Source organism: Streptomyces sp. NPDC058701 (assembly GCF_042715295.1).
Classification (GTDB): Bacteria; Actinomycetota; Actinomycetes; order Streptomycetales; family Streptomycetaceae; genus Streptomyces.
This window is the reverse complement of the sequence record NZ_JBHXSY010000038.1, coordinates 1-24,533: the sequence shown is the minus strand read 5'-3', so window position 1 is coordinate 24,533 and position 24,533 is coordinate 1. Positions and strand designations below refer to the sequence as shown.

The window sequence follows — 24,533 nt, the reverse complement described above, 5'->3', positions numbered from 1 at the left end:
GCGCCGCACGCGGGCCGCACCCAAAGGGGTGCGGCCCGCGTGACGGGGCGTCGTGTGAGGGGGCGTCGGGTACCGGCGCGGCCCGCGCCGCCCCGATCCCGCTAGCGGGAGCCGGTGATGCGGCCGGTGACCTCGCCGAGGCCCACGCGGGTGCCGTCGGGGCCCGGGGCCCAGGCGGTCAGGGTGACGGTGTCGCCGTCCTCCAGGAACGTCCGCTTGCCGTCGGCGAGTTCGATGGCGTCGCGGCCGTTCCAGGTGAGCTCCAGCAGCGAGCCGCGCTGGTCCGCGTCCGGGCCGCTGACGGTGCCGGAACCGTAGACGTCGCCGGTGCGCAGGGAGGCGCCGTTGACGGTCATGTGGGCGAGCTGCTGGGCGGCCGTCCAGTACATCGAGGCGAACGGCGGCCGCGAGACCTCCTGCCCGTTGAGGGAGACGGTGATGTGCAGGTCGAAGCCGCCGGGACGGTCGCCGGCCGCGTCGTCGAGGTACGGCAGGAGCGGGAAGTCCCGGGCGGGAGGGGCGACGCGGGCGGCGTCGAGGGCCTCCAGCGGGGTGACCCAGGCGGAGACGGAGGTGGCGAAGGACTTGCCGAGGAACGGGCCGAGCGGCACGTACTCCCAGGCCTGCACGTCGCGCGCCGACCAGTCGTTGAGGAGGAAGAGGCCGAAGACGTGGTCCTCGAACTCGCCCAGCGCCACCGGACGGCCCCGCTCGGAGGGGGTGCCGACGACGAAGCCGACCTCGGCCTCGATGTCGAGCTTGACGGACGGGCCGAAGACGGGCGCCGCGTCGGCCGGGGCCTTGCGCTGCCCGGAGGGGCGTACGACGTCCGTGCCAGAGACGACGATCGTTCCCGAGCGGCCGTGGTAACCGATCGGCAGATGCTTCCAGTTGGGGGTCAGCGCGTCCCCGTCCGGGCGGAAGATCTTCCCGACGTTGGTCGCGTGGTGCTCGCTGGCGTAGAAGTCGACGTAGTCGGCGACCTCGTACGGCAGGTGCAGCTCGACCGCGTCCAGGGACAGCAGGTGCGGCTCCACGGCCGGGCGGTGGCCGGGGTCGGTGACCCACGCGGTCAGCGCGCGGCGCACGTCGCGCCAGGCGGTGCGCCCGGCGGCCAGCAGCGGGTTGAGGGAGGGCTGCCCGAGCAGCCCGGCGTACGGGGAGCCGAGCGCGGCGGCGGCCGCCCCCGCGTCGAGCACGTGCCCGCCGATGCGTACACCGATCCGGCGGCGGCTCTCCCCGGCGGTCGAGAAGACGCCGTAGGGGAGGTTGTGCGGCCCGAACGGGTCGCCCTCGGGGACATCGAGGGGGCTCTGCTGGGGCATGGGGTGCTGCCTCGCTTTCGACGCGGTCCGGGGGTGTCCCGGGGGCTGGTTGACACGTTACGTGGCTGATGGTGCCTGCGGGAGGCCGGATTCGGGCACTATTTGTAGGACTTGTCCAACGGGGTCCGTATCCTTGGCGCCGTGACTTCCGCCCTCCCCTTTGACCTGATCGCCACCGACCTGGACGGGACTCTGCTGTGCGCCGGTGACACCGTCTCCAACCGCTCCCACCAGGCACTCGCAGCGGCCCGCGCCGCCGGAGCCCGCCACATCATCGTCACAGGACGCCCCGTCCCGCAGGTCCGGCACGTCCTGGACGGCCTCGGCTATTCGGGGCTCGCGGTGTGCGGGCAGGGCGCGCAGGTGTACGACGCGGCGCGCGGGGTTCTGCTGCACTCCGTCTCCATGGACCGGGGGCTGGCCGAGGTGGCCCTCGGCAAGATCGAGGCGGAGATCGGCGAGGTCTACGCGGCGGTCAACCAGGAGGGGGTGGACGCGGAGATGCTGATAGGGCCCGGCTACCGGATGTGGCACCCCCACCTGCCGACGGTCCCGGTCCCGCGCAGGTCGGACCTGTGGTCGGCCCCGATCAACAAGGTGCTGCTCCAGCACCCCGAGCTGGACGACGACGAGCTGACGCGGCTCGCGCGGGCGGTGGTCGGCGACCTGGTGAACGTCACCATGGCCGGCGAGCACACGGTGGAACTCCAGCCGCCGGGCATCGACAAGGCCAGCGGGCTGGCCCGGGCGGCGGAGTTCCTGGGGGCGTCGGCCGCGGGGACGATCGCCTTCGGGGACATGCCGAACGACATCCCGATGTTCGCGTGGGCCGCCCGGGGGGTGGCGATGGCCAACGCGCACCGCGAGCTGTTCGCCGTGGCCGACGAGGTGACGCTGTCCAACGAGGACGACGGCATCGCGGTCGTCCTCGAACGCCTCTTCCCCTGACGGGGCCGCCGCGCACACCGTCCCCGCCGGACGGGCGGTGCCACCGACCGCCTTCCCGCGGCGCCGTTGCGGGGGCTCCGCTCCCGGGCCCCCGCACCTCAGACCGCAGGCGAGGCTGAATGCGGCCGGCGGCCGGGCGGCCCGTCAGCCCGCCGTGCGGGGGAGGCGGCGCTCCCACGTGCGGTGGAAGACGACCTCGTCGCCCTCCCGGCACACCAGCTCGTTCGACGTCAGGAAGCCGCCCTCGTCGCAGCGGATCTCCGACCGGGTCTCGACCCGCGCGTCCCAGCTTAGATCGGGCCTGCGCAGCCGGATCTTCCACCGCGACCGGGTCGTCGCCGACAGCGCGTCCGCCTCCTGGATCTCGTACTCCTCCACCGCGTCCTCGCCGAACTCCAGCCCGTCCGGATAGAGCCGCGTGCCCCCGTACCGCGGGTCCACCTCCAGCCGCCACGTCCCGCGCGCGACGTCCCGTACGACCAGCCGCTCGGGCCGGGGCCCGTCCAGCGTGTCCGGGTGGACCACGCCCAGCGGCTGTGACTGCTCCGGCTCGCCGAAGGTGATCCCGCCGTCCCCGGCGGACCGCGCCCGCACCGGGAGGGTCACCTCGCTGCCCGCCGGGTCCAGGGTCCAGCCCGCCTCGGAGCCGGCCCGCGGCCAGATCCACGGCCAGTACGCGGAGGACAGCGACAGGCGGATCCGGTGGCCCGGCGCGAAGGCGTGCCCGATGCCGTTCAGCTCGAAGGACACGTCCTCGTACGCGCCCGTCGGCCACGGGACGGCCCGGTCCCGGCCGTGGCGCGCGGACAGGTTCAGCGCGCCCCGCGTGACGAGCGTCGAGGAGCCGTCCGGAGCCACGTCGCACAGCCGGGCCACCACCTGTCCGTACGGGACGTCCATCCGCAGCCGCAGGGTCACCGCGGGGCGGCCCAGGATCTCCACCGGCTCGCCCTCGCCCACCGGGAACTCGAAGCAGGCCGACTTCGCGTCCTCCTCGCGCTGGTCGGGCGGCAGGTCGGCCTCGTTGCCGAAGGGGAAGAACCGGCCCGCGTCCAGCCCGGTGTGCTGCGGTGAGGCGACCTCGACCGGCGCGCCCTGGAGCCCGTACGGGACGGGGATCACCGATGCGGACGGCCAGGCCTTCTCGCCGACCCAGCGGCCGGGCAGCTCCTCGTACACGGTGGCCGGCGGGTGCGAGTCGCTGATCCACGAGCGCAGCAGCGGCTCGTCCATCACCCCGGTGTCCTCACCCTTGAGCCAGTGGTCCCACCAGCGCAGGGTCTCCTGGAGGAAGCCGATCGCCGGGCCCGGCGGCAGTCCGCGGTCGGGGTACTGATGCGACCACGGGCCGATCAGCCCCCGGACCCGGTCCGCGGGCAGATGCTCGACCAGCCGCAGCACGGTGTCCCGGTACGGGTCGTGCCAGCCGCCCACCGCGAGGACCGCCGCGCCGACGGCCGCGTAGTCCTCGCAGACGCTGCCGTGGCGCCAGTAGTCGTCCCGGGTCTGGTGCGAGAGCCAGGTGTGGACGAGCGGTTCCACGCCCTCCAGGCGGTCCAGCCACTGCTCCCGCCAGCCGTCGCCCGCGTACAGCGGGTCCGGCGGGCGGGCGGCGAAGGCCAGCATGGTCGCCGCCCAGGCGTGCATGTCCACGGCCAGCACCGAGCCGCCCATGTAGTGCACGTCGTTGTCGAAGCGGTCGTCGGTCGAGCACACGGTCACGACGGCCTTCAGCGCCTCGGGGGCGAGCGCGGCGATCTGGAGGCTGTTGAAGCCGCCCCAGGAGATCCCGAACATGCCCACCGAGCCCGAGCACCACGGCTGCGCCGCCAGCCACTCGACCACGGCGACCCCGTCGGCCAGCTCGCGGGCGTCGTACTCGTCGCCGGGGCGGCCCCCGCTGCACCCGTGGCCGCGCACGTCCACCCGGACCGAGGCGTAGCCGTGGCCCGCGTACCAGGGGTGGCGCTGCCAGTCGCGGGGCGTGGTCCAGTCGGTGAGCCGGTAGGGGAGGTACTCCAGCAGGGCGGGGACGGGCGCGTCCGTCACCGGGCGCCAGATCCGGGCGTAGAGCTCGACGCCGTCGGACAGCGGGATCCGGACATCCTCGCGGGTGGTCTCGTACGGGAGGTCGGTGCGGATGATCATCGGGTGGGGTCGCCAATCGCCTCAGTGGACGGGGTGCATCGTGCGCCGCAGCCAGGGTGCGAGCGCGAGGACGGCCAGGCCGGCGGCCACGGCGAGGGCACCGTTGACGCCGAAGTACACGGGGTGGGAAACCTGGTCGTAGACCTTCACGACCTGGGCCTGGATGCCGTTGGCCAGGGCCAGGGAGAGGAACCAGAGGGCCATCGTCTGGCTGCTGAAGGCCTTGGGGGCGAGCTTGGTGGTGGCCGACATGCCCGAGGTCTCCAGCAGGACGTCGCCGAGGCCGAGCAGCAGGTAGGAGCCGACGATCCACCAGGCGGCCATCCGGTAGGCGTCGCTGTCGTGCCCCGAGGTCGGGACGACCATCAGGAGGAACGACAGGCCGCCGAGGATCACACCGATCGCGATCTTGTTGGAAGCGTGCGGCTGACGGTGGCCCATCCTGGCCCACAGTGCGGCGACGACCGGGGCGAGCGCGACCTCGAAGGCGCCGAGCGCGGAGGCGTACCAGCTCGCGGGGAAGTCGAAGCCGAGGAGGGTGGTGCGGGCGTTGGTGGAGGCCAGCAGCATCATCGTGGAGTACGCCTGGAAGAGGATGAAGTTGAAGGCGACCGAGGCGAGGAAGAGGACGACGTACGGGCGCAGCCGGCCGCGCTCCTGAGCCGTCACCCGCGGGCTGCGGAACATGACGGCGAAGTAGACGACCGGGGCGATCACCGAGACGAGGGTGAGCAGGTCGACGAAGCGGTCCATCGTCAGCAGGCCGGCGAAGGCCAGAAGGGTGGCGGCCGCGGCGAACGCGACACACCCGGCGACGATCCGCCGCACGGCGCGGCGCATCGCGGCCGGCGCGAGCGCGAACTCGGCGGAGTGCCTGCGCCCGGCCAGGTGGCGGCGGCCCGCGACGTACTGGATCAGGCCGAAGGTCATGCCGATGGCGGCCGCGGAGAAGCCCCAGTGCCAGCCCTGGTGCTCGCCGAGCCAGCCGGTGATCAGCGGGCCGGCGAAGGCGCCGATGTTGATGGCCATGTAGTACAGCGCGAAGCCGGCGTCGCGCCGGTCGTCGTCGGTGCGGTACAGCTTCCCCACCATGGTGGCCACGTTGGGCTTGAGCAGGCCGGTTCCGGCGCTGATCAGGCCGAGGCCCACCCAGGTCATGGCGGTCGTGGGGACCGCCATGGCGTAGTGGCCGCAAGCGATCAGGATCCCGCCCCACAGCACGGCCCGGTAGGAACCGAGGATGCGGTCGGCGAGCCAGCCGCCCGCGACGGAGACGAGGTAGACCATGGTCCCGTAGGCCGCCGACACGGAGGCCGCGGTGCCCGGGTTCATCCCCAGGCCGCCGTCGGACACGGCGTCCGCGAAGTAGAGGACGAGGATGGCCTGCATGCCGAGGAACGAGAAGCGTTCCCAGACCTCCAGCCCGGACAGGGTGGCGAGACCGCGCGGGTGGCCGAGGAAGGCGCGGGCGTCCTCGGGCGGCGGCTGGCCTGCCTCCGGCTCCGGGATTTCGTCTGTGTCGGACGCAGTTCTGGACAAAAGGAATTCTCCGCTTGTATCGGCTCCTGAAGAACATACCGGTGCTCTTCGGGCGCTGCGCGGGTCGCGGCCGGACAGGCGCTCTCCGTGATCGAAAACAGACCGGATACGCTGGCTTGAGTGATGGCAGCGACACATCGACAATCCATGTGATCGTCAGCGTGATCGTCAGCAGACAGGAGTACCCCTCGTGACCGTCGTCGGGCCGTTCGGACTGAGCGTGCGGGACCAGGCTCTTGAGACCGATGTCCAGGCGGGACTTGCCGCCGTCGAGGCGGGTCTGCTGGAGGCCACCAAGAGCGAAGTCCCCTTCATCACCGAGGCCGCGCAGCACCTCGTGCGGGCCGGCGGCAAGCGGTTCCGGCCGCTGCTGGTGATGCTCGCGTCCCGTTTCGGCGATCCGTACGCGCCCGGGATCGTGCCGTCCGCCGTGGTGGTCGAGCTCACCCACCTGGCGACCCTCTACCACGACGACGTCATGGACGAGGCGGACGTGCGCCGCGGCGTGGACAGCGCGAACGCCCGCTGGGGGAACTCGGTGGCCGTTCTGACGGGTGACTTCCTGTTCGCCCGCGCCTCGCACATCCTGGCCGACCTCGGTCCCGAGGCCGTGCGCATCCAGGCCGAGGCCTTCGAGCGGCTGGTCACGGGACAGATCCTGGAGACCGCCGGCCCGCGCGACGGCCGCGACCCCGTCGCGCACTACCTCGACGTCATCGCGGGCAAGACCGGCTCGCTGATCGCCGTCTCCGGACGCTTCGGCGCGCTGATGTCCGGCGCCGACGAGTCGGTCGTCGACATCCTCACCCAGTACGGCGAGCGCCTCGGCACCGCCTTCCAGCTCGCCGACGACGTCCTCGACATCGCCTCCGACGCGCACGAGTCCGGCAAGACGCCCGGCACCGACCTGCGCGAGGGCATCCCCACCCTGCCCGTGCTGCGGCTGCGCGAGATCGCGGCGCGCGACGGGCGCGCCGAGGACCTGGAGCTCGTACGGCTCCTGGACGCCGACCTGACGGACGACGCCCGGCACGCCGAGGTCCTGACCCGGCTGCGGGCGCACCCGGCGCTGGAGCAGGCCCGCCGGGACACCGTCCGGTACGCGGAGGACGCGCGCGCCACGCTCGCGCCGCTGCCGGAGTGCTTCGCGAAGTCGGCCCTGGAAGAGCTGTGCGACGCCGTGGTGCACCGCGCCGGCTGATGCCGCCGGCGGAACGTGTCCCTCCGCTGCTCCGACCCCTACGGGTCGGAGCAGGGGCCCCCGCGCCGTGTCATCCCACGGTCGTACGCGCAATTGCGTCCGGGGGCTGACGCCCCGGAGCCGTCGATTTGGTCAGATGGAGTCATCAACCCCACCAGATCGGGTGAGCGCGGCGACACGGGGGTCGCCGCCGTCGACACAGAGGGCAGGGCACTGACATGGCAGCGAACACGAAGACTTCTCGCAAGGTCGCCCGGTACGGCGTACCGGTAGCGGTGGCGGGCATGGCCGCGGCGACCATCGCGATGGTCCCGGCCTTCGCCAACGCCGCGGGACCCGACCTGCCCAAGGTGACGGCGCAGGAGCTTATCGAGAAGATCGCGGCATCGGACGTACAGCAGCTGTCCGGCACGGCCAAGATCAGCACCGACCTGGGCCTGCCGAAGCTCGCGACCGGGCTGCTCGGCGGCGGCGGCGTCGCGGGCGGATCGGCCGACCCGGAGGACAAGGTCGCCCAGCTGGCGAACGGCACGCACACCGTCCGTGTGGCCGCCGACGGCCCGGACCGCCAGAAGCTGACCTTCCTGGACGGCAAGGACGAGTACAGCCTCATCCACAACGGCAACGACGTGTGGGGCTACGACTCCCAGTCGAACGAGGTCTTCCACGAGAAGAACGCGGACAAGGCCGGGGCCGGGGAGCACAAGACGGGCGACCGCCTCGGCGGCGCCTCGCCCCAGCAGCTGGCCCAGGAGGTCCTGAAGGCCGCCGGGACCACGACGGACGTCAGCGTCGGCGACACCGCGCAGGTGGCCGGGCGGGACGCCTACCAGCTCGTGCTCAAGCCCAAGCAGACCGGCTCCACGGTCGGCTCGATCAAGATCGCCGTGGACGCGAAGAACGGCGTGCCGCTGCGCGTCCAGCTGCTCTCCGCCCAGGGCGGCAAGCCCATCGCCGACGCGGGCTTCACCCAGATCGCCTTCACCAAGCCGGCGGCCGACACCTTCGCCTTCACCCCGCCCAAGGGCGCCAAGGTGACCGAGGGCGCGGACGGGCCCGCGGCGGGCAAGGACGCCCACGACAAGGGCCTCAAGGCCCTGGAGTCCTTCCCGGGCCTCGGCCAGCTGGCCGGCGGGAACGGCGAGGGCGACGTGAAGGTCCTCGGCGAGGGCTGGTCGACCGTCGCGCGGATCGACACCGGCGCGGGCGCGAACCTCAAGGACCTGGAGAACGACAAGAACACCCCGAAGGAGGCCAAGCAGTTCCTGAACTCCCTCGGGGAGAAGGTCACCGGGAAGTTCGGCGAGGGCCGGATCCTGTCCACCCGCCTGGTCAACGCCCTGATCACGGACGACGGCACGGTCTACGTCGGCGCGGTCACCAAGGACCAGCTGGTCAAGACGGCCGACACGGCCAAGTAGGGCGGCGCGCGGCCGCACGCACGACGGGGGTGGCCCGGGACCTGTGTCCCGGGCCACCCTTCTGCCGTAGCCCTCCTGCGCACGCCCGCCCCCGCTGTACGGTGGTGGGATGTCGAGACACGTCACCATCCGCCTGGACGAGGACTTCCACGAACGCCTGAAGGCGCGCGCGGCGGCGCTGGGAACGACGGTCACCGCGCTGATCACCGAGGTCACGGAACGCGAACTCGACGACGACCGGAAGGACTTCCTCTCCGGGATCGAGGAGTTCGCCGACCACTGGGGCTATTTCCAGGAGCGGTTCGGCAATTGAAGATCACCATGGAATGGGCCTGGACCGCCCTGGCCCACCATCTCCCGTCCGATCCCGCGGTGTGGGACCCCTCAGGGGTGGCCGCCGCGGTCGCCCGGCACCAGAACGACCTCGTCCTGGTACCCGAACAGCCCGCCCCGGACACCGCGTGGCGGGCCGCTGCGTTTCTGCACACCCTCGCGGTGTGCCCGGCGCTGGAATCGCCGATGAACGAGTTCTACGCGGCCGCCGCGACCCGCTCGTACCTGCGCGTGGCCGGAGCCGAGCAGCTCCCCTCCCCGGAGGTCCTCGGCGATCTCGTCGAGGCGGCGAAGCTCGGCCGGGTGGACGTGGCCGGGGTGGCCGCGGAACTGCGCGCCCGCATACAGGAGCCGCTGTCGGCCTCGCTGCGGTCCCGCACGGAGGGTGCGTAGCACCCCGTACGCCCGGCGGGCCCCGTACGCGGCTGCCGCCGCCGCTCCCGCGCCGGGGAGGCGGGGTGAGCGGCGGCGGCCCGGGCGGTCGGCTGCCGGTGGTACCTGCGGCCGGGTGCTAGAAGGTGATCTTCCAGCTGTTGATGTAGCCGACGTCCTGGGCGGCCACGTCCTTCACCTGAAGCTTCCAGACGCCGTTGGCGACCTCGCTGGAGGCGTTGACCGTGTACGAGGCGATGACGTTGTCGGCCGAGTCCGAGGCGGAGTTCTTCAGCCGGTAGGCCGTGCCGTCCGGGGCGAGCAGGTCGATCACCAGGTCACCGCGGTAGGTGTGGACGATGTTGACGTCGACCTTGGTGGTGGCGGGCGCGTTGCCCGCGACGCCGGAGACAGTGATCGGCGAGGTGACCGCGGCGGCCGGCGAGTCCGGGATGTTCACGTCCGCGGTGTTCTCGAACGACTGGCCGGGCGGGACCGGGGTGGAGGCCCCGAGGTTCCAGACCGCGTAGGCGACGGCGTCGGCGTTGCGGTCCAGGGCGGTGTCGTTGATGTTCGTCAGCGAGTCGCAGGACGAGTGGTAGCAGCGGTCGAAGGCCTGACCGGAGGTGCCGCCCCACTTCTGGGCCTGGGCCGCGGTCTTCGTCCGGCTGGCGCCGGTGAACAGGCCGCCGACCGGGATGCCCACGTTCTTGAAGGACGCGTGGTCCGAGCGGCCGTCGCCCTCGGTCTCGATCTCCGTCGCGACGCCGAGGCCCGCGTAGTAGTTCTTGAAGGTCTGCTCGATGGTCGGGTCGTCGTCGTAGACGAAGTAGCCCGGGTTCGGCGAGCCGATCATGTCGAAGTTCAGGTACCCGGCGAACTTCGAGCGCTCGGCGGCCGGCAGGTTGTTGACGTAGTACTTCGACCCGATCAGGCCGAGCTCCTCCGCGCCCCACCAGCCGAAGCGCAGGTGCTTCGTGGGCTGGAGGCCGGCCCGGGAGACGGCGAGGGCGGTCTCCAGGACGGCCGCGCTGCCGGAGCCGTTGTCGTTGATGCCCGCGCCGGACGTCACCGAGTCGAGGTGGGCGCCGGACATCAGGACCGAGTTCGGGTCGCCGCCCGGCCAGTCGGCTATGAGGTTGTAGCCGGTGGCGCCGCTGGAGGTGAAGGTCTGCAGCGTGGTGGTGAAGCCCGCCGCGTCGAGCTTGGCCTTCACGTAGTCGATCGAGGCCTTGTAGCCGGGCCGGCCGTGCGCGCGGTTGCCGCCGTTGTTCGCGGCGATGGTCGAGAGCTGCGACAGGTGGGCCTTGACGTTGGCCAGCGGAATGTCGGGCGGCGTCGGCGCCGCGGTGACCGCCGAGGGGGCGGCCAGTGCGGCGGGGGCGGTGGAGGCGAACAGGCCCGCGACCGCGAATGCGGTCACGGCTGCGAGGCGCCGGGAGACGGACAGGCTCATGTGGGGGCTCCGGGATTCCGCGGGGATTTGACGGAACGAGCGGTAGAGCGGGTGAGCGATAGTGCGTCAGTGCGAGCCTGATGTTCAGCGAGAGCATGACTGTCCGTCAAGACCACAATCCGGTCAGGTCAGTTCGGAAAACGGACGATCCCCGGTACGGGAGTTCCGTACCGGGGATCGTGGGGGCGTTGTGCGTGCGGTTACGCCGGTTCGCGGGCCGGCGCCGCCACCGCGACGGGGGCGACTTCGAGCCGTACCCGCGAGCGGCGCGCCGTGCGCAGCGCTTCCCAGGTCAACAGGGCGAGCGCCGCCCACACCAGGGCGAATCCGGCCCAGCGCTCGGGCGGCATGGCCTCGTGGAAGTAGAGGACGCCGAGCCCGAACTGGAACACCGGGGCCAGGTACTGGAGCAGGCCGAGGGTCGACAGCGGGACCCGGATCGCGGCCGCCCCGAAGCACACCAGCGGGATCGCGGTGACCAGCCCGGTGGCGGCGAGCAGCACCGTGTGCCCGGCCCCCTGCGAGGCGAAGGTGGACCGGCCCTGTGTGCCCAGCCACAGCAGGTAGCCGAGGGCGGGCAGGAACAGCACGGCCGTCTCGACGGCGAGGGACTCCAGGCCGCCCATGTTGAGCTTCTTCTTGATCAGGCCGTACGTCGCGAAGGAGAAGGCCAGGATCAGCGAGATCCACGGCGGGCGCCCGTACCCGACGGCGAGCACCAGCACGGCGACGACGGTGATCCCGACCGCCGCCCACTGCACCCGGCGCAGCCGCTCACCGAGCACCAGCACCCCGATCGCGATGCTGACCAGCGGATTGATGAAGTAGCCGAGGCTCGCCTCGACGACGTGGCCGCTGTTGACGGACCAGATGTACAGGCCCCAGTTCACGGTGATGACCGAGGCGGCCAGCGTCGTCAGGACGAGTTTGCGCGGCTGGCGGAGCAACCCCCGTATCCAGCCCCAGCGCCGCAGCGCGAGCAGGGCGATCCCGACCACGGCGAGGGACCACACCATGCGGTGGGCGAGGATCTCGATCGCGCCGGCCGGCTCGAGGAGCGGCCAGAACAGGGGGACCAGCCCCCACAGGCCGTATGCGGCGAAGCCGCTGAGCAAACCCGTGCGCTGCTCGGTCCGTGGCTTCACGGGTCCTCCTGTGCGATTTCCGGCCAACCTCACGACGGTAACGCCGCGCGGGCCGGATGTCATGCCCGTTCCCGCAGGAGACTCATGACAGCCCGGGGGTCGCCGTGTCGGCCGCGGGCCCGGGGTGGGGCCCGGGCGCGGCCGGAATCAGGCCAGGGCGGTGCGCACGGCCTCGGCCAGCAGGGTCGTCGGCCGCCCGATCAGGCGGGCCAGGTCCCCGGAGGTGCCCGCCAGGCGGCCGCGCGCGATCGCCGCGTCCACGTCGACGAGGATCGCCGCGAAGGCCTCGGGGACCCCGGCGCCGGTCAGGACCGCCAGGTGCTCGGAGGCCGGGACGGCGGTGTACGTGATCTCCCGGCCCGTCTGCGCCGACAGCTCCGCGGCGTACTCCGCGAGGCTCCAGGCGGTGTCCCCGGAAAGCTCGTAGGCCCGGTTCAGGTGGCCCTCTCCGGTCAGCACCACGGCCGCGGCGGCGGCGTAGTCGGCCCGCGCCGCGGAGGCGACCCGGCCCTCGCCCGCGCTGGCGAGGACGGTGCCCCGCTCCAGGACGCCGGTCAGCTGTCCGGTGTAGTTCTCGTGGTACCAGCCGTTGCGCAGGAAGGTGTACGGCACCCCGGAGTCGAGGACGGCCTGCTCGGTGGCCCGGTGCTCGGCGGCCAGGTCGAAGTCGGCCTCGGGGCCGCCGAGGACTCCGGTGTAGGCGAGCTGCGCCACGCCCGCGGCCCGGGCGGCCTTGAGCACGGCGGTGTGCTGGGCGACGCGGCGCCCGATCTCGTTGCCGGAGACGAGCAGCACCCGGTCGCCGGAGTGGAAGGCGTCCGCCAGGGCGGCGGGGTCGTCGTAGTCGGCGAGGCGGACGTCCACGCCGCGCCCGGCCAGGTCGGCGGCCTTCCCGGGGTCGCGGACGACGACGGCGACCCGGTCGGCGGGGACGCGGGCCAGCAGCTCTTCGACGACGAGACGGCCGAGGGATCCGGTGGCTCCGGTGACGACGATGCTCATGATTGCTCTCCTCGTAGGGCGGGGCGGTAGTAGCCACCCTACGGTAAGCGCTAACTTTTAGAAAGTGCATTGGCCGGTTCCGGGTGTACGTCATCGCGGCCAGTCGCTGAGGGCGCGCACATGATCACGGCGTCCCGGCGAGGCACAGCGGGGCGCCGATGGCCCGGACGTCAGGACGACGGCTACCGGCGATCGTGATCTGGGAGTCCGACCCGGTCACGAAGTCCCCGTCGTGGGCGGCGAGGACGCGCCGAGGAGCTGTTGTCCGAGGTGGGGCCTTTCGTCGTCTCTCACCACCAGTACGGGGCAGGGGGCGTGTTCGACGCAGTAGCGGCTTACTGAGAGATCGGCCCTTCCGGCGAGCAGCGGGGCAACTTCCCGCAGGCGTTCACCCACCTGGCCCTGATCGACGCGGCCCTCGCCCTGGACGAGGAGCTCGACCGCGTCGAGGGCATCACCGGCTGACGGTGCGCGCGGCGCGGGTCACTGTCGCGGCGCCCCTGACGAGGTCTCCGTCCCGGCCCGGCCGGCGCGCGGCAGCAGAGTCCCGGCGATCAACCCGCCCACGCCGACGACCGCGAGCGCCGCCATCGCCGCCGCGTACGCGCCCGTGCTCAGCCCCGACACCAGGATCGTGCCCGCCACGGCCGTGCCGAGCGAGGAGCCGAGGTTGGAGATGCTGCGCGACAGGCCGGAGATTTCGCCCTGCTGCGTTTCGGGGCAACACGACCGGACCACGTTGACCGACGGGGTGAGCATCACTCCCAGGCCCAGTCCGATCAGCAGCAGGCCGGGGGTGAACGCCCACGCGCCGGGCGATCCGGCCACCAAAGCGATGCCCACCAACGAGGGCGGGCCGCCGCCCGCGCCCGTGGCCGCGTTGGGCCGACCGGGCCGGGCCGGGGGCGTTCAGGGCACGGTTCCCGCAGACCTGACCCGCGCCGCCGTAGGGTCGGACCTCGCCTCTCTGCGCGAGACGGGCGTGAGGAGTACGGATGAACGGCTGGGCCGTCGTGATCGCGGGGGGTGCGGTCGTCGGCTATGGGGCGCTCTCGCGCCGCTTGTCGACCACGGTGCTCTCGGGACCGCTGGTCTTCATGCTCGTCGGTCTGGCGATCGGCCCGCTGGGACTGTCCCTGCTGGACCGGGCGACGGATCCCGAGGTCACGCGGACGCTCCTGGAGAGCGCGCTGGTGCTCCTTCTGTTCGCGGACGCGGCGGGGATCAGGGCCCGGGACCTGCGCCGGGAGAAGTTCCTGCCGCTGCGGCTGCTCGTGGTCGGCCTGCCGGTCACGATGGCTCTGGGCTGGCTGGTCGCCTGGCCGCTGCTGCCCGGCCTGAGCGTGTGGGAGCTGGCCCTGGCCGCCGTCATCCTCGCACCGACGGACGCCGCACTCGGGCAGCAGGCCTTCTCCAACAAGCGGGTGCCCCGGCTGGTCCGCGGCGGCCTGACCATCGAATCCGGTCTGAACGACGGCCTGGCCCTTCCGTTCTTCGTCCTGGCACTCGCGGCGGCGGGTGGGGGCCACGACCATCCGGGCGTGGCCGAGACGTTCCTGCGCGCGCTGCTGCTGAGCGGCGCGATCGGAATCGCGGCCGGCTGGACCGGGGCGAGCCTGTTGCGCTGGTCGCTCGCCCGCGGGTGGAGCGGCTCCGACTGGCGGCAGTTCCTGGTACTCGCCGTCCCCGTCATCGCGTACGTCCTGTGCGTCACGGTCGAGGGCAGCGGCTTCATCGGCGCCTGGGCCGCCGGCCTGGCCTTCGGCATCCACCTGCGCACCCCCGCCGACCTGGACACCTCTCCCCGGGACTCGGACCCCGCGCAGAGCACCGAGTTCACCGGACGCCTCGGCCTCCTCCTCGCCTCACTGAGCTTCCTCGTCTTCGGCGCGGTCATCCTGGGACCGACACTCCAGCACCTGAACTGGCGCATGGTCCTCTACGCGCTGCTCAGCCTGACCGTCATCCGGATGCTGCCCGTCGCACTCGCCCTGGCCGGCACCGGCCTGCGCCCCGCCTCCCTCGCGTACATCGGCTGGTTCGGCCCGCGGGGGCTCGCCTCCCTCGTGTTCGGCCTGCTCGCCCTCGAAGAGCATCTGCCGGGGGGAACCCTGCTGAGTGACGTCATCGCCGTGACCGTGGGTCTGAGCATCATGCTCCATGGAGCATCGGCTCCCCTCCTGGGCGACCGCTACGGCACGTGGTTCACCCGGACACTCCGCAAGGAACCGAACCTGCGGGAGAACGCCCTCGCGCGGGACGACGGCCCACACTGAGGGGTTCAGCGGCCTTCTCGCCGACGCCCTCCCGGCTGACCTGATCCCGCCCGTCGGCATCACCGACGACACCCCTGGTCATCCTCCGCCTCTGACCGCACAGCGGCCGGCAAGGCCGGCGCCCGTACCGGTCGCGCTGAGCGCCAGGTCCGCGACGGGTCCGTGCGCGCCCGTTCCCGTACGCACCCGTTCTCGTGCGCGCCCGTTCCCGGACGCACCGGTGCCCGGACCTCCGCTTCGGGAGGGCCGGGCACCGGTGCGGACGCCGTGCGGCTCAGCCGACGACGGTCCAGGTGTCGTTGCCGGTCAGCAGGGCACCGAGGTCGCCCTTGCCCCTCTGCTCGACGGCCGTGTCGAGCTGCTCGGCCATGAGGGTGTCGTAGACCGGCCGTCCGACGCTGCGGAAGACCCCGATGGGGGTGTGGTGCAGCGTGTCGGGGTCGGCCAGCCGCGACAGCGCGAACGCGTGGGTGGGGCTGGTGCCGCTCGCGTCGTGGACCAGGATCCGCCCCTCGTTCTCCGGGGTCACGGCGACCACCTCCAGGTCTCCGGTGGCCGGATCGCGGACCACGCCCTTGGCCCCGTCGGCGCCGAACCGGATCGGCTTCCCGTGTTCCAGCCGGATCACGGCCTCCTCGGCCTGGTCCTTGTCCTTGAGGACCTCGAAGGCGCCGTCGTTGAAGATGTTGCAGTTCTGGTAGATCTCCACCAGTGCCGTGCCCTGGTGGTCGGCCGCCTGGCGCAGGACCTCGGTCAGGTGCTTGCGGTCCGAGTCGACGGTCCGGGCGACGAAGCTGGCCTCCGCGCCGATCGCGAGGGACACCGGGTTGAAGGGCGCGTCCAGCGAGCCCATCGGGGTCGACTTGGTGATCTTGCCGACCTCGGAAGTGGGGGAGTACTGCCCCTTCGTCAGGCCGTAGATCCGGTTGTTGAACAGCAGGATCTTGAGGTTGACGTTGCGCCGCAGCGCGTGGATCAGGTGGTTGCCGCCGATGGAGAGGGCGTCGCCGTCCCCCGTCACCACCCACACCGACAGGTCGCGGCGCGAGGTGGCCAGCCCGGTCGCGATGGCCGGGGCGCGGCCGTGGATGGAGTGCATCCCGTAGGTGTTCATGTAGTACGGGAAGCGGGAGGAGCAGCCGATGCCGGAGACGAAGACGATGTTCTCCTTCGCCAGCCCCAGCTCGGGCATGAAGCCCTGCACGGCGGCGAGGACCGCGTAGTCACCGCAGCCCGGGCACCAGCGGACCTCCTGGTCCGACTTGAAGTCCTTCATGGACTGCTTGGCCTCGGCCTTCGGCACGAGGGACAGCAGGGTCGGCGGTGGCGTCGGCGGTGGCGTCGGCGTCGGGTGGGGGGCGTCGGTCACCTCAGTCATTGATGGCCTCCTCGAGGACCGTCGCGAGCTGCTCCGCCTTGAACGGCATTCCGTTGACCTGGTTGTACGACTGGGCGTCGACCAGGTATTTCGCCCGGATCAGAGTGGCGAGCTGTCCGAGGTTCATCTCCGGCACCACGACCTTGTCGTAACGCCCCAGGACCTCGCCCAGATTCTTCGGGAAGGGGTTCAGGTGGCGCAGGTGGGCCTGCGCGACGGGCCGGCCGGCCACGCGCAGCCGGCGGACGGCGGCGGTGATCGGGCCGTACGTCGAGCCCCAGCCGAGGACGAGCGTGCGGGCCCCGTCCGGGTCGTCCACGTCCAGGTCGGGGACGGCGATGCCGTCGACCTTGGCCTGGCGCGTACGGACCATCAGGTCGTGGTTGGCCGGGTCGTACGAGATGTTGCCGGTGCCGTCCTGCTTCTCGATCCCGCCGATGCGGTGTTCGAGGCCGGGGGTGCCGGGCACGGCCCAGGGGCGGGCCAGGGTCTCCGGGTCGCGCTTGTACGGCCAGAACACCTCGGTGCCGTCGGCCAGCTCGTGGTTGGGCCCGGCGGCGAACGGGACCTTCAGGTCCGGGAGGTCGTCGACGTCCGGAATCCTCCAGGGCTCCGAACCGTTGGCGAGGTAGCCGTCCGAGAGCAGGAACACCGGCGTCCGGTAGGCGAGCGCGATCCGGGCCGCGTCCAGGGCGGCGTCGAAGCAGTCCGCCGGGGTGCGCGGGGCCACGATCGGGACCGGAGCCTCGCCGTTGCGCCCGTACATGGCCTGGAGAAGGTCGGCCTGCTCGGTCTTGGTCGGCAGGCCCGTGGACGGGCCGCCGCGCTGGATGTCCACGATCAGCAGCGGCAGCTCCAGCGAGACCGCGAGCCCGATCGCCTCCGACTTCAGGGCCACACCCGGCCCGGAGGTGGTCGTCACGGCGAGCGCGCCGCCGAAGGCCGCCCCCAGGGCGGCGCCGATGCCGGCGATCTCGTCCTCGGCCTGGAAGGTCCGTACGCCGAAGTTCTTGTGCCGGCTCAGCTCGTGCAGGATGTCGGAGGCCGGGGTGATCGGGTACGAGCCCAGGTAGAGCGGCAGATCGGCCTGGCGGCCGGCCGCGATCAGCCCGTAGGACAGCGCCAGGTTCCCCGAGATGTTGCGGTAGGTGCCCGTCGGGAAGGCGCGGGTGGCGGGCGCGACCTCGTAGGAGACCGCGAAGTCCTCGGTGGTCTCGCCGAAGTTCCAGCCCGCCCGGAACGCGGCGACGTTGGCCTCCGCGATGTCCGGCCTCTTCGCGAACTTCTGCCGCAGGAACTTCTCGGTCCCCTCGGTGGGCCGGTGGTACATCCATGACAGCAGGCCCAGCGCGAACATGTTCTTGCTGCGCTCGGCCTCCTTGCGGGAGAGCCCGAACTCCTTCAGCGCCTCGACCGTGAGGGTCGTCAGCGGCACGGGGTGGAGGTTGTAGGCGTCGAGGGAGCCGTCGTCGAGGGGGGAGGTCTCGTAGCCCACCTTGGCCATGGGGCGCTTGGTGAACTCGTCGGTGTTGACGATGATCTCCGCGCCGCGGGGCACGTCCCCGATGTTCGCCTTGAGGGCCGCGGGGTTCATCGCCACCAGCACGTTCGGCGCGTCGCCGGGCGTCAGGATGTCGTGGTCGGCGAAGTGGAGCTGGAAGGAGGAGACGCCCGGAAGCGTTCCGGCGGGGGCGCGGATCTCGGCGGGGAAGTTCGGGAGCGTCGAGAGGTCGTTGCCGAACGACGCCGTCTCCGAGGTGAACCGGTCACCGGTGAGCTGCATGCCGTCACCCGAGTCGCCCGCGAACCTGATGATCACACGATCGAGGCGGCGTACTTCCTTGCCGCCCGGACCCGCCGGAGTGCGCTGTCCGCCGACAACCGCATCCCCGGCCCCGTCGGCCTGCTCGGCCGGGCTGCTGACCTGGCTGGTCACTGAACTGGACCTCCTTCGAGGCGTGGGCACCCCTTGGAATCCACCCTACGTCCGTAGGAGTGCACTCCCCTGGAGCGGCCACATTCTGGACCGTCGGACCGTACCTTGAGACGACCCGGCCGGTATGCCATGTCTGACAAAGTGTCAGTCGATCAGGACTTCAGATAGGTGAGAACGGCCAGTACGCGCCGGTGATCCCCGTCACTCGGGGACAGACCCAGCTTCATGAAGATGTTGCTGACGTGCTTCTCCACCGCGCCGTCGCTCACCACCAGCTGCTTCGCCACGGCGGAATTGGTGCGTCCCTCGGCCATCAGCCCCAGGACCTCGCGCTCCCGCGGGGTCAGTCCCGCCAGCACGTCCTGCTTGCGGCTGCGGCCCAGCAGCTGCGCGACGACCTCGGGGTCCAGGGCCGTACCTCCCCGGGCCACCCGCACCACCGCGTCGAGGAACTCCCGCACGTCGGCCACCCGGTCCTTGAGCAGATACCCCACCCCGGTGGAGGAACCGGCGAGCAGTTCGGTCGCGTACTGCTCCTCCACGTACTGCGACAGCACGAGCACGCCTATGCCCGGATGGTCGCGCCGCAGCCGGACGGCCGCCCGTACGCCCTCGTCGGTGTGGGTCGGCGGCATCCGTACGTCGGCCACCACCACGTCCGGCAGCGCGTTCTCCGCGGCCAGCTCGTCCACCGTCTTGATCAGGGCCTCGGCGTCCCCGACGCCGGCGACGACGTCGTGCCCCCGGTCGGTCAGCAGGCGGGTCAAGCCCTCCCTCAGCAGCACCGAATCCTCGGCGATGACCACCCGCACCCTGTCTTCCACGATTCAGCAGCTCCCGCGTCCACTCGTACCCGTACTACCCGGCTCAGCCAAGCATCCCAGCCTCAAGCCCGGATCAAGGCAGAGCCGGGACAACGGGTGCGGGTACGGGGGGAGTTTTCACATACGGAGGAACCGCACGCGGCCCCGGCCCGCCCGGCGGCCCCCCGGCGGGGGAGCCGCCAGGGCGGTCGGGGCGCGGTCTCGGGGCCGCTGCGGGAGCGCGGGCCGCGACCGGCGGGGGTGTGCGGGGGGCTGCGCCCGGAGGGGGAGCGCGGGCGGCTGCCGCCGGGGGTGTGCGGGGGTCACGACAGGCCGGGGGTGTGCGGGGGTCACGACCGGCCGGGGTGTGCGGGGGTCACGACCGCCAGGGGAGTTCCGCGGTCACCGTCGTGCCCCCGTCCGCGGGCGAGTCGACCACCAGGACGCCGTCCACCGCGTCCAGCCGCTCCGACAGGCCCGCCAGCCCCGTCCCGGACACCGGGTCCGCGCCGCCCCGGCCATCGTCGGAGACCTGGATCAGCAGCCGCTCCCCGGACTTCCACACGTCCACCGCGGCCGACCGAGCCGAGGCGTGCTTGCTGATGTTCTGCAGCAGCTCCGAGACCGTGAAGTACGCGATCCCCTCGATCGCCGCCGCGGGCCGCGCCGGCAGGTCCACGGCCACCCGCACCGGCACCGCGCACCGGGAGGCCACCGCGGACAGCGCCGCGTCCAGCCCCCGGTCGGTCAGCACGGCCGGATGGATCCCGCGAGCCAGGTCACGCAGCTCCCGCAGGGCGGTCTTCACCTCCCCGTGGGCCTCGTCCACCATCCGAGCCGCGGCCTGCGGGTCCTCCAGCAGCTTCTCCTTCGCCAGCCCCAGGTCCATGGCCAGCGCCACCAGCCGGGCCTGCGCCCCGTCGTGCAGGTCGCGTTCGATGCGCCGGAGGTCGGCCGCGGCGGTGTCCACGACGACCCCCCGGTCGGACTCCAGCTCGACGACCCGGGTGTCCAGCCGGGACGGCCCGAGCAGCCCGCCGACCAGGACCCGGTCGATGGTGGTCAGGGCCCGGAACACCCACGGGGTGGCGAGCGTGAACACCAGCCCGACCAGCGAGGTCAGGACGATCGCGGCGGGGGAGTCCAGGTAGTAGGCGTAGTCGCCGTTCTGGAACAGCTGAAGACCGGGCTCGTCGGTGAAGGCCGGGATCACCCAGAACCACAGCGGGTACAGCAGGTAGGTCCAGCCGACCGCCCAGAACACCACTGCCACCACGAACCCGAACACCGCCCACGGGAAGTGGACCAGGCAGTACAGCACGTGCCGCCAGGCGCTCCCGCTCTTGAGCAGCGCGCCCATCGCGGAGAGCGCCCCGCTCTTCTTCGGCCGGACCGGCGCGGGATCGGCGACAGACACCCCGAGCAGCGTGCGGACCCGCGCCCGCTCCAGGTGGCCGAACCCGCGGCACATGGCCAGTACGCCCGCCAGGACCGGGATGCCGAGGAAGGTGACGAGCAGCCCCGCGCCGAGGCTCACCCCGGTGACCGCCAGCGAGAAGTACAGGACGCTCAGCGGCATCCCGCTCAGCAGGTACCCGAACTCGCGCCAGGTCCGCGCCGCGAGCGGAGCCCGCAGTACCGCGCCGAACCCGCCCCCCGTGCCGCCGCCGCCCTCGCCGTTGCCCATGATTCCGACCCGCCCTCTCCGCCGAACCCGCCCGTGCTTCCTTGCTTCCTTACGCCTCCACCCTGCCGTCCGGGCCCCCGCCGAACCATGCGGCGGGTGGGCCTCTCCATCCGGGGGATAACCCCACCCAGAACCCGGGCGGCAGCGCCCCGCGGCCCCGCGAGGGCTCCGGGCCGGGGCCGGGCTTCCGGGCCGGTGCCGGGTTCCGCGGCCCCGCGGCCCCGCCAGGGCTCCGGGCCGGGGCCGGGCTTCCGGGCCGGTGCCGGGTTCCGCGGCCCCGCAGGGAGCCGGGCCGCGCCGCTGTTCTCCGCCGGGGCTCCGGGGCCGGGCCGGCCGCCTCCGCCGGGCACCGGGCCGTACCCCCCTGTAGAGCCCCACCGCCGCAGAGCCCCTGCCGGGGCGGGCCGGGCCGGGGAACGCAGAAGGACCCCCGCCCACACCCCGGACGGGAGTCCCACGGTCACGCTACGGGCGGTCGGGCGGTCGGGCGGTCGGGCGGGACCGGAGTCCCGCGGCCATGCGCCCGGTCGGGCCCCGGCCCGGTCGGTGTGTCCGGGCCGGCGGTTCCGGCGCGGCGGCCCGGTCAGTGCACCCGGACCGGCGGTCCCGGCGCGGCGGCCCGGTCGCGCCACGGCAGTTCCGCCGTGACCACCGTCCCCGCGCCCTCGGGGGAGTCCACGACGAACACCCCGTCCACCGCCTCCAGCCGCTCCGCGAGCCCCGCCATGCCCGTACCACCGGCCGGCCGGGCCCCACCGCGACCGTCGTCCGAGACCCGGATCAGCAACCGCGCCCCGGACTTCCACACCTCCACGCCCGCGCTCCGCGCGCCCGCGTGCTTGCTCACGTTCTGCAGCAGCTCCGACACCACGAAGTACGCGATCCCCTCGATCGCCTCCGCCGGCCGCGCCGGCAGGTCCACCGCCACCTTCACCGGCACCAGGCACCGCGCGGCCACCGACGACAGCGCCGCGTCCAGCCCCCGGTCGGTCAGCACGGCCGGGTGGATCCCCCGCGCAAGGTCCCGCAGTTCGCGGAGCGCCTGCTTCACCTCCCCGTGGGCCTCGTCGACCATCGCCGCCGCGCCCTCCGGGTCCTCCAGCAGCTTCTCCTTCGCCAGGCCGAGCCCCATCGCCAGCGCGACCAGCCGGGCCTGCGCCCCGTCGTGCAGGTCCCGCTCGATGCGCCGCAGGTCGGCCGCCGCCGTGTCCACGACGACCCCCCGGTCGGACTCCAGCTCCGCGATCCGCCGCTCCAGCTCGTCGGAGGGCGAGAGCAGCCCCCGTACCATCGCCCGGTCCACGTTCGCCAGCGCCCGCACCACGTACGGCAGCACCGGCCACAGCACGAACAGCCCGGTCAGCACGACGGTGAAGGTCAGCACCCCCCACGGCAGCCGGATCAGCTCGAACAGCACCGTCCGCCAGGCCACCGGATCCCTGAGGGTCGTCCACAGCCAGGGGAAGAAGCCGCCGGTGCGCTGCGGCCCGGGGATCGGGCTCGGTTCGTCCACCCGCACCCCGAGCAGCGCCCGGGCCCGGCCCCGCTCCAGCCGTCCCAGCTGCCGGGACAGGAAAAGACCGCCGGCGAGCAGCGGGAGTCCGACCGCGGTCACGGACAGACCGCCCGAGACGCTGACCATGACCACCGCGTAGACGAAACCGACCAGCGCCACCGGCAGATTGCTGAGCAGGTGGGCGATCTCCTTCCACGTCACGGCGCCGAAGGCGGGGCGTACGGGCGGCGGGCGGTCGTCGCCGGCGGCTTCTTTGGTCAGATCGCTCGCGGTCATGCGGCACAGCCTGCCAAGCGGCCCCGGCTGATGCCATGGGGTGGCCGGGGTGCTGTGAACGGGGGATAACCCCACCCCGCGGAAGGCAGGCCCTAGACTCCCGTCCGTAACAGATCGTCGACAGCGGCCGAGGAGCGAAGACGGACGTGTCCGAACCAACGGTATCGACCGTGACCGTGCTCGCCGCGGACTACTTCCGGAGTTATTCGGTCGTCGGCCTGCTCGCCGTCCTCGGTGTGCTCTTCGTGACGGTGGCCTTCACCGCGAACCGTCTGCTGCGGCCCTCCGTGCCCACCCCCGAGAAGCTGCTGACGTACGAGTGCGGCGTCGACCCGGTCGGCGAGGGCTGGGCCCACACCCAGGTCCGCTACTACGTCTACGCCTTCCTCTACGTCGTCTTCGCCGTCGACTCGATCTTCCTGTTCCCCTGGGCGACCGTGTTCGCCGCCGCCGGCTACGGCGCCACGACGCTCGTGGAGATGTTCGTCTTCCTGGGCTTCCTGGCCGTCGGCCTGCTCTACGCGTACAAGAAGGGCGTCCTCGAATGGACGTGACACCGGCCCGGCCGGAGCTGCTCCCCGAGCCGAAGCGGCTCGGCGTGCTCTCCCGCCTCGCCCCCGAGCCCATGAAGGTGGTCCTCAACTGGGGCCGCCGCTACAGCCTGTGGGTCTTCAACTTCGGCCTCGCCTGCTGCGCGATCGAGTTCATCGCCGCGTCGATGGCCCGGCACGACTTCATCCGCCTGGGGGTCATCCCCTTCGCGCCCGGGCCCCGCCAGGCCGACCTCATGATCGTCTCGGGTACCGTCACCGACAAGATGGCCCCGGCCGTCAAGCGGCTGTACGAGCAGATGCCGGAGCCGAAGTACGTCATCTCCTTCGGCGCCTGCTCCAACTGCGGCGGCCCGTACTGGGACTCGTACTCGGTGACCAAGGGCGTCGACCAGATCATCCCCGTCGACGTCTACGTACCGGGCTGCCCGCCGCGCCCCGAGGCGCTCCTCCAGGGCATCCTCAAGCTTCAGGAGAAGATCGCCCGCGAGTCCCTGGCGGAGCGCTACGCGCAGTCCCCGTCCGTCGGGCAGCTCACCAGCGGCCTGGTCACGCCCCCGCCCGCCCCGGGAGCCGGCGCGTGAACCTCTACGACTCCCTGCCCGACGCGGCGTCCACGGTCTTCGGCGAGGAGGCGGTGGGCTCGTACGCGTACGACGTCCTGACGGTCGACGTCCCCCTCGGCTCCTGGATCCCCTCCCTCGAAATCGCCCGGGACAAGCTGGGCTGCACGTACTTCGACTGGCTGAGCGCGGTCGACGAGCCGGGCACCGGCTTCCGGATCTGCGCGCACGTCGTGTCGCTGGAGAACCACCGCGTACGCCGCCTGCTGCTGCGCACCACCGTCCCGCACACGGCACCGAAGCTGGCCTCCGCCGTCGCCGTCTACGCGGGGGCGGAATGGCACGAGCGCGAGACCTTCGAGATGTTCGGGGTGGTCTTCACCGACCACCCGCACCTGGTCCCGCTCCTCCTTCCGGAGAACTTCGAAGGGCACCCGCTGCGCAAGGACTTCGTCCTGGCGGCGCGCGTCGCCAAGGCCTGGCCGGGTGCCAAGGAGCCGGGCGAGGGCGCCGACCCCGACGGTCCGAAGCGCCGCCAGATGCTTCCGCCGGGCGTCCCGGACCCCAACGACTGGGGCCCGATGAAGGGACAGCTCCCGCCGGCCCCGGCCCGCCCGGCCCGCGGCGCGCGCGCCGCGGGCGCGGCCGGCGCCGCCC

21 protein-coding genes are annotated in these 24,533 nt (G+C 72.4%); 9 read left to right on the top strand and 12 right to left on the bottom strand.

Annotated elements, in window-relative coordinates; genetic code table 11:
* Nucleotides 1–101: 101 nt before the first annotated feature.
* A complete protein-coding gene (gene fahA / locus ACFWW8_RS29900; protein ID WP_386533546.1) occupies nt 102–1,325 on the bottom strand; it encodes a fumarylacetoacetase in 1,224 nt (407 codons plus the stop codon).
* Between the two features lie 141 nt (nt 1,326–1,466).
* Here fahA and ACFWW8_RS29895 point away from each other — a divergent pair, with 141 nt between their 5' ends.
* Nucleotides 1,467–2,273, top strand: a complete 807-nt coding sequence (locus ACFWW8_RS29895; RefSeq protein WP_386533543.1) for an HAD family hydrolase — start codon at nt 1,467–1,469, stop codon at nt 2,271–2,273.
* Nucleotides 2,274–2,417: 144 nt separating this feature from the next.
* Here the strand turns inward: ACFWW8_RS29895 and ACFWW8_RS29890 are convergent, their stop codons facing one another.
* Nucleotides 2,418–4,421 (bottom strand): CocE/NonD family hydrolase, encoded by a 2,004-nt coding sequence (locus tag ACFWW8_RS29890; protein ID WP_386533541.1) that lies wholly within the window; start codon nt 4,419–4,421, stop codon nt 2,418–2,420.
* A 21-nt stretch (nt 4,422–4,442) separates the two neighbouring features.
* The gene (locus ACFWW8_RS29885) at nt 4,443–5,960 is read right to left on the bottom strand and encodes a peptide MFS transporter (RefSeq protein ID WP_386533539.1); all 1,518 of its coding nucleotides are present in this window, start codon (nt 5,958–5,960) and stop codon (nt 4,443–4,445) included.
* Between the two features lie 190 nt (nt 5,961–6,150).
* Between ACFWW8_RS29885 and ACFWW8_RS29880 the strand changes: the two genes are divergently transcribed.
* The 4 genes from ACFWW8_RS29880 (at nt 6,151) to ACFWW8_RS29865 (ending at nt 9,308) form a co-directional block, all read left to right on the top strand.
* Nucleotides 6,151–7,161: a polyprenyl synthetase family protein gene (locus tag ACFWW8_RS29880; RefSeq protein ID WP_386533537.1), complete on the top strand. Its 1,011-nt coding sequence runs from the start codon at nt 6,151–6,153 to the stop codon at nt 7,159–7,161.
* Nucleotides 7,162–7,379: 218 nt separating this feature from the next.
* Nucleotides 7,380–8,582 carry an outer membrane lipoprotein carrier protein LolA gene (locus ACFWW8_RS29875; RefSeq protein ID WP_386533534.1) on the top strand — a complete coding sequence of 401 codons (1,203 nt, stop codon included), beginning with the start codon at nt 7,380–7,382 and terminating at the stop codon, nt 8,580–8,582.
* Nucleotides 8,583–8,691: 109 nt separating this feature from the next.
* Entirely contained in the window at nt 8,692–8,895 is a 204-nt protein-coding gene (locus ACFWW8_RS29870; RefSeq protein WP_386533531.1) for a hypothetical protein, read from the top strand.
* A complete protein-coding gene (locus tag ACFWW8_RS29865; RefSeq protein ID WP_383925952.1) occupies nt 8,892–9,308 on the top strand; it encodes a hypothetical protein in 417 nt (138 codons plus the stop codon). Before ACFWW8_RS29870 ends, ACFWW8_RS29865 begins: the two co-directional genes overlap by 4 nt.
* A 118-nt stretch (nt 9,309–9,426) precedes the next feature.
* Here the strand turns inward: ACFWW8_RS29865 and ACFWW8_RS29860 are convergent, their stop codons facing one another.
* The 4 genes from ACFWW8_RS29860 to ACFWW8_RS29845 form a co-directional block, all read right to left on the bottom strand.
* The gene (locus tag ACFWW8_RS29860) at nt 9,427–10,743 is read right to left on the bottom strand and encodes a M28 family metallopeptidase (RefSeq protein ID WP_386533528.1); all 1,317 of its coding nucleotides are present in this window, start codon (nt 10,741–10,743) and stop codon (nt 9,427–9,429) included.
* A gap of 200 nt (nt 10,744–10,943) precedes the next feature.
* Nucleotides 10,944–11,888 carry an EamA family transporter RarD gene (rarD, locus tag ACFWW8_RS29855; protein ID WP_386533526.1) on the bottom strand — a complete coding sequence of 315 codons (945 nt, stop codon included), beginning with the start codon at nt 11,886–11,888 and terminating at the stop codon, nt 10,944–10,946.
* 147 nt (nt 11,889–12,035) lie between these two features.
* Nucleotides 12,036–12,890, bottom strand: coding sequence for an SDR family oxidoreductase (locus tag ACFWW8_RS29850; protein WP_386533523.1), 855 nt, complete (start codon nt 12,888–12,890; stop codon nt 12,036–12,038).
* 483 nt (nt 12,891–13,373) lie between these two features.
* On the bottom strand, nt 13,374–13,718 hold the full coding sequence (locus ACFWW8_RS29845; RefSeq protein WP_386533520.1) for a hypothetical protein: 345 nt from the start codon (nt 13,716–13,718) through the stop codon (nt 13,374–13,376).
* A 167-nt stretch (nt 13,719–13,885) separates the two neighbouring features.
* Here ACFWW8_RS29845 and ACFWW8_RS29840 point away from each other — a divergent pair, with 167 nt between their 5' ends.
* The gene (locus tag ACFWW8_RS29840; protein ID WP_386533519.1) at nt 13,886–15,166 is read left to right on the top strand and encodes a cation:proton antiporter; all 1,281 of its coding nucleotides are present in this window, start codon (nt 13,886–13,888) and stop codon (nt 15,164–15,166) included.
* A gap of 274 nt (nt 15,167–15,440) precedes the next feature.
* Here ACFWW8_RS29840 and ACFWW8_RS29835 read toward each other — a convergent pair whose 3' ends face one another.
* The 5 genes from ACFWW8_RS29835 to ACFWW8_RS29815 form a co-directional block, all read right to left on the bottom strand.
* Nucleotides 15,441–16,544, bottom strand: a complete 1,104-nt coding sequence (locus ACFWW8_RS29835) for a 2-oxoacid:ferredoxin oxidoreductase subunit beta (protein WP_386533518.1) — start codon at nt 16,542–16,544, stop codon at nt 15,441–15,443.
* Nucleotides 16,537–18,480 (bottom strand): 2-oxoacid:acceptor oxidoreductase subunit alpha, encoded by a 1,944-nt coding sequence (locus ACFWW8_RS29830; protein WP_386533515.1) that lies wholly within the window; start codon nt 18,478–18,480, stop codon nt 16,537–16,539. Before ACFWW8_RS29830 ends, ACFWW8_RS29835 begins: the two co-directional genes overlap by 8 nt.
* A gap of 152 nt (nt 18,481–18,632) precedes the next feature.
* On the bottom strand, nt 18,633–19,292 hold the full coding sequence (locus tag ACFWW8_RS29825; RefSeq protein ID WP_324290260.1) for a response regulator transcription factor: 660 nt from the start codon (nt 19,290–19,292) through the stop codon (nt 18,633–18,635).
* A 367-nt stretch (nt 19,293–19,659) separates the two neighbouring features.
* Entirely contained in the window at nt 19,660–20,970 is a 1,311-nt protein-coding gene (locus tag ACFWW8_RS29820; protein ID WP_386533513.1) for a sensor histidine kinase, read from the bottom strand.
* A 583-nt stretch (nt 20,971–21,553) separates the two neighbouring features.
* Nucleotides 21,554–22,762 (bottom strand): sensor histidine kinase, encoded by a 1,209-nt coding sequence (locus ACFWW8_RS29815; RefSeq protein ID WP_386533510.1) that lies wholly within the window; start codon nt 22,760–22,762, stop codon nt 21,554–21,556.
* Nucleotides 22,763–22,908: 146 nt separating this feature from the next.
* Between ACFWW8_RS29815 and ACFWW8_RS29810 the strand changes: the two genes are divergently transcribed.
* From ACFWW8_RS29810 to ACFWW8_RS29800, 3 genes are all read left to right on the top strand, one after another.
* A complete protein-coding gene (locus tag ACFWW8_RS29810) occupies nt 22,909–23,316 on the top strand; it encodes an NADH-quinone oxidoreductase subunit A (RefSeq protein WP_386533508.1) in 408 nt (135 codons plus the stop codon).
* Nucleotides 23,307–23,897 carry an NADH-quinone oxidoreductase subunit B gene (locus ACFWW8_RS29805; protein WP_386533505.1) on the top strand — a complete coding sequence of 197 codons (591 nt, stop codon included), beginning with the start codon at nt 23,307–23,309 and terminating at the stop codon, nt 23,895–23,897. Before ACFWW8_RS29810 ends, ACFWW8_RS29805 begins: the two co-directional genes overlap by 10 nt.
* Nucleotides 23,894–24,533: NADH-quinone oxidoreductase subunit C (locus tag ACFWW8_RS29800; protein WP_386533502.1), on the top strand; the 640-nt coding region annotated here is incomplete at its 3' end. The genes ACFWW8_RS29805 and ACFWW8_RS29800, both read left to right, overlap by 4 nt.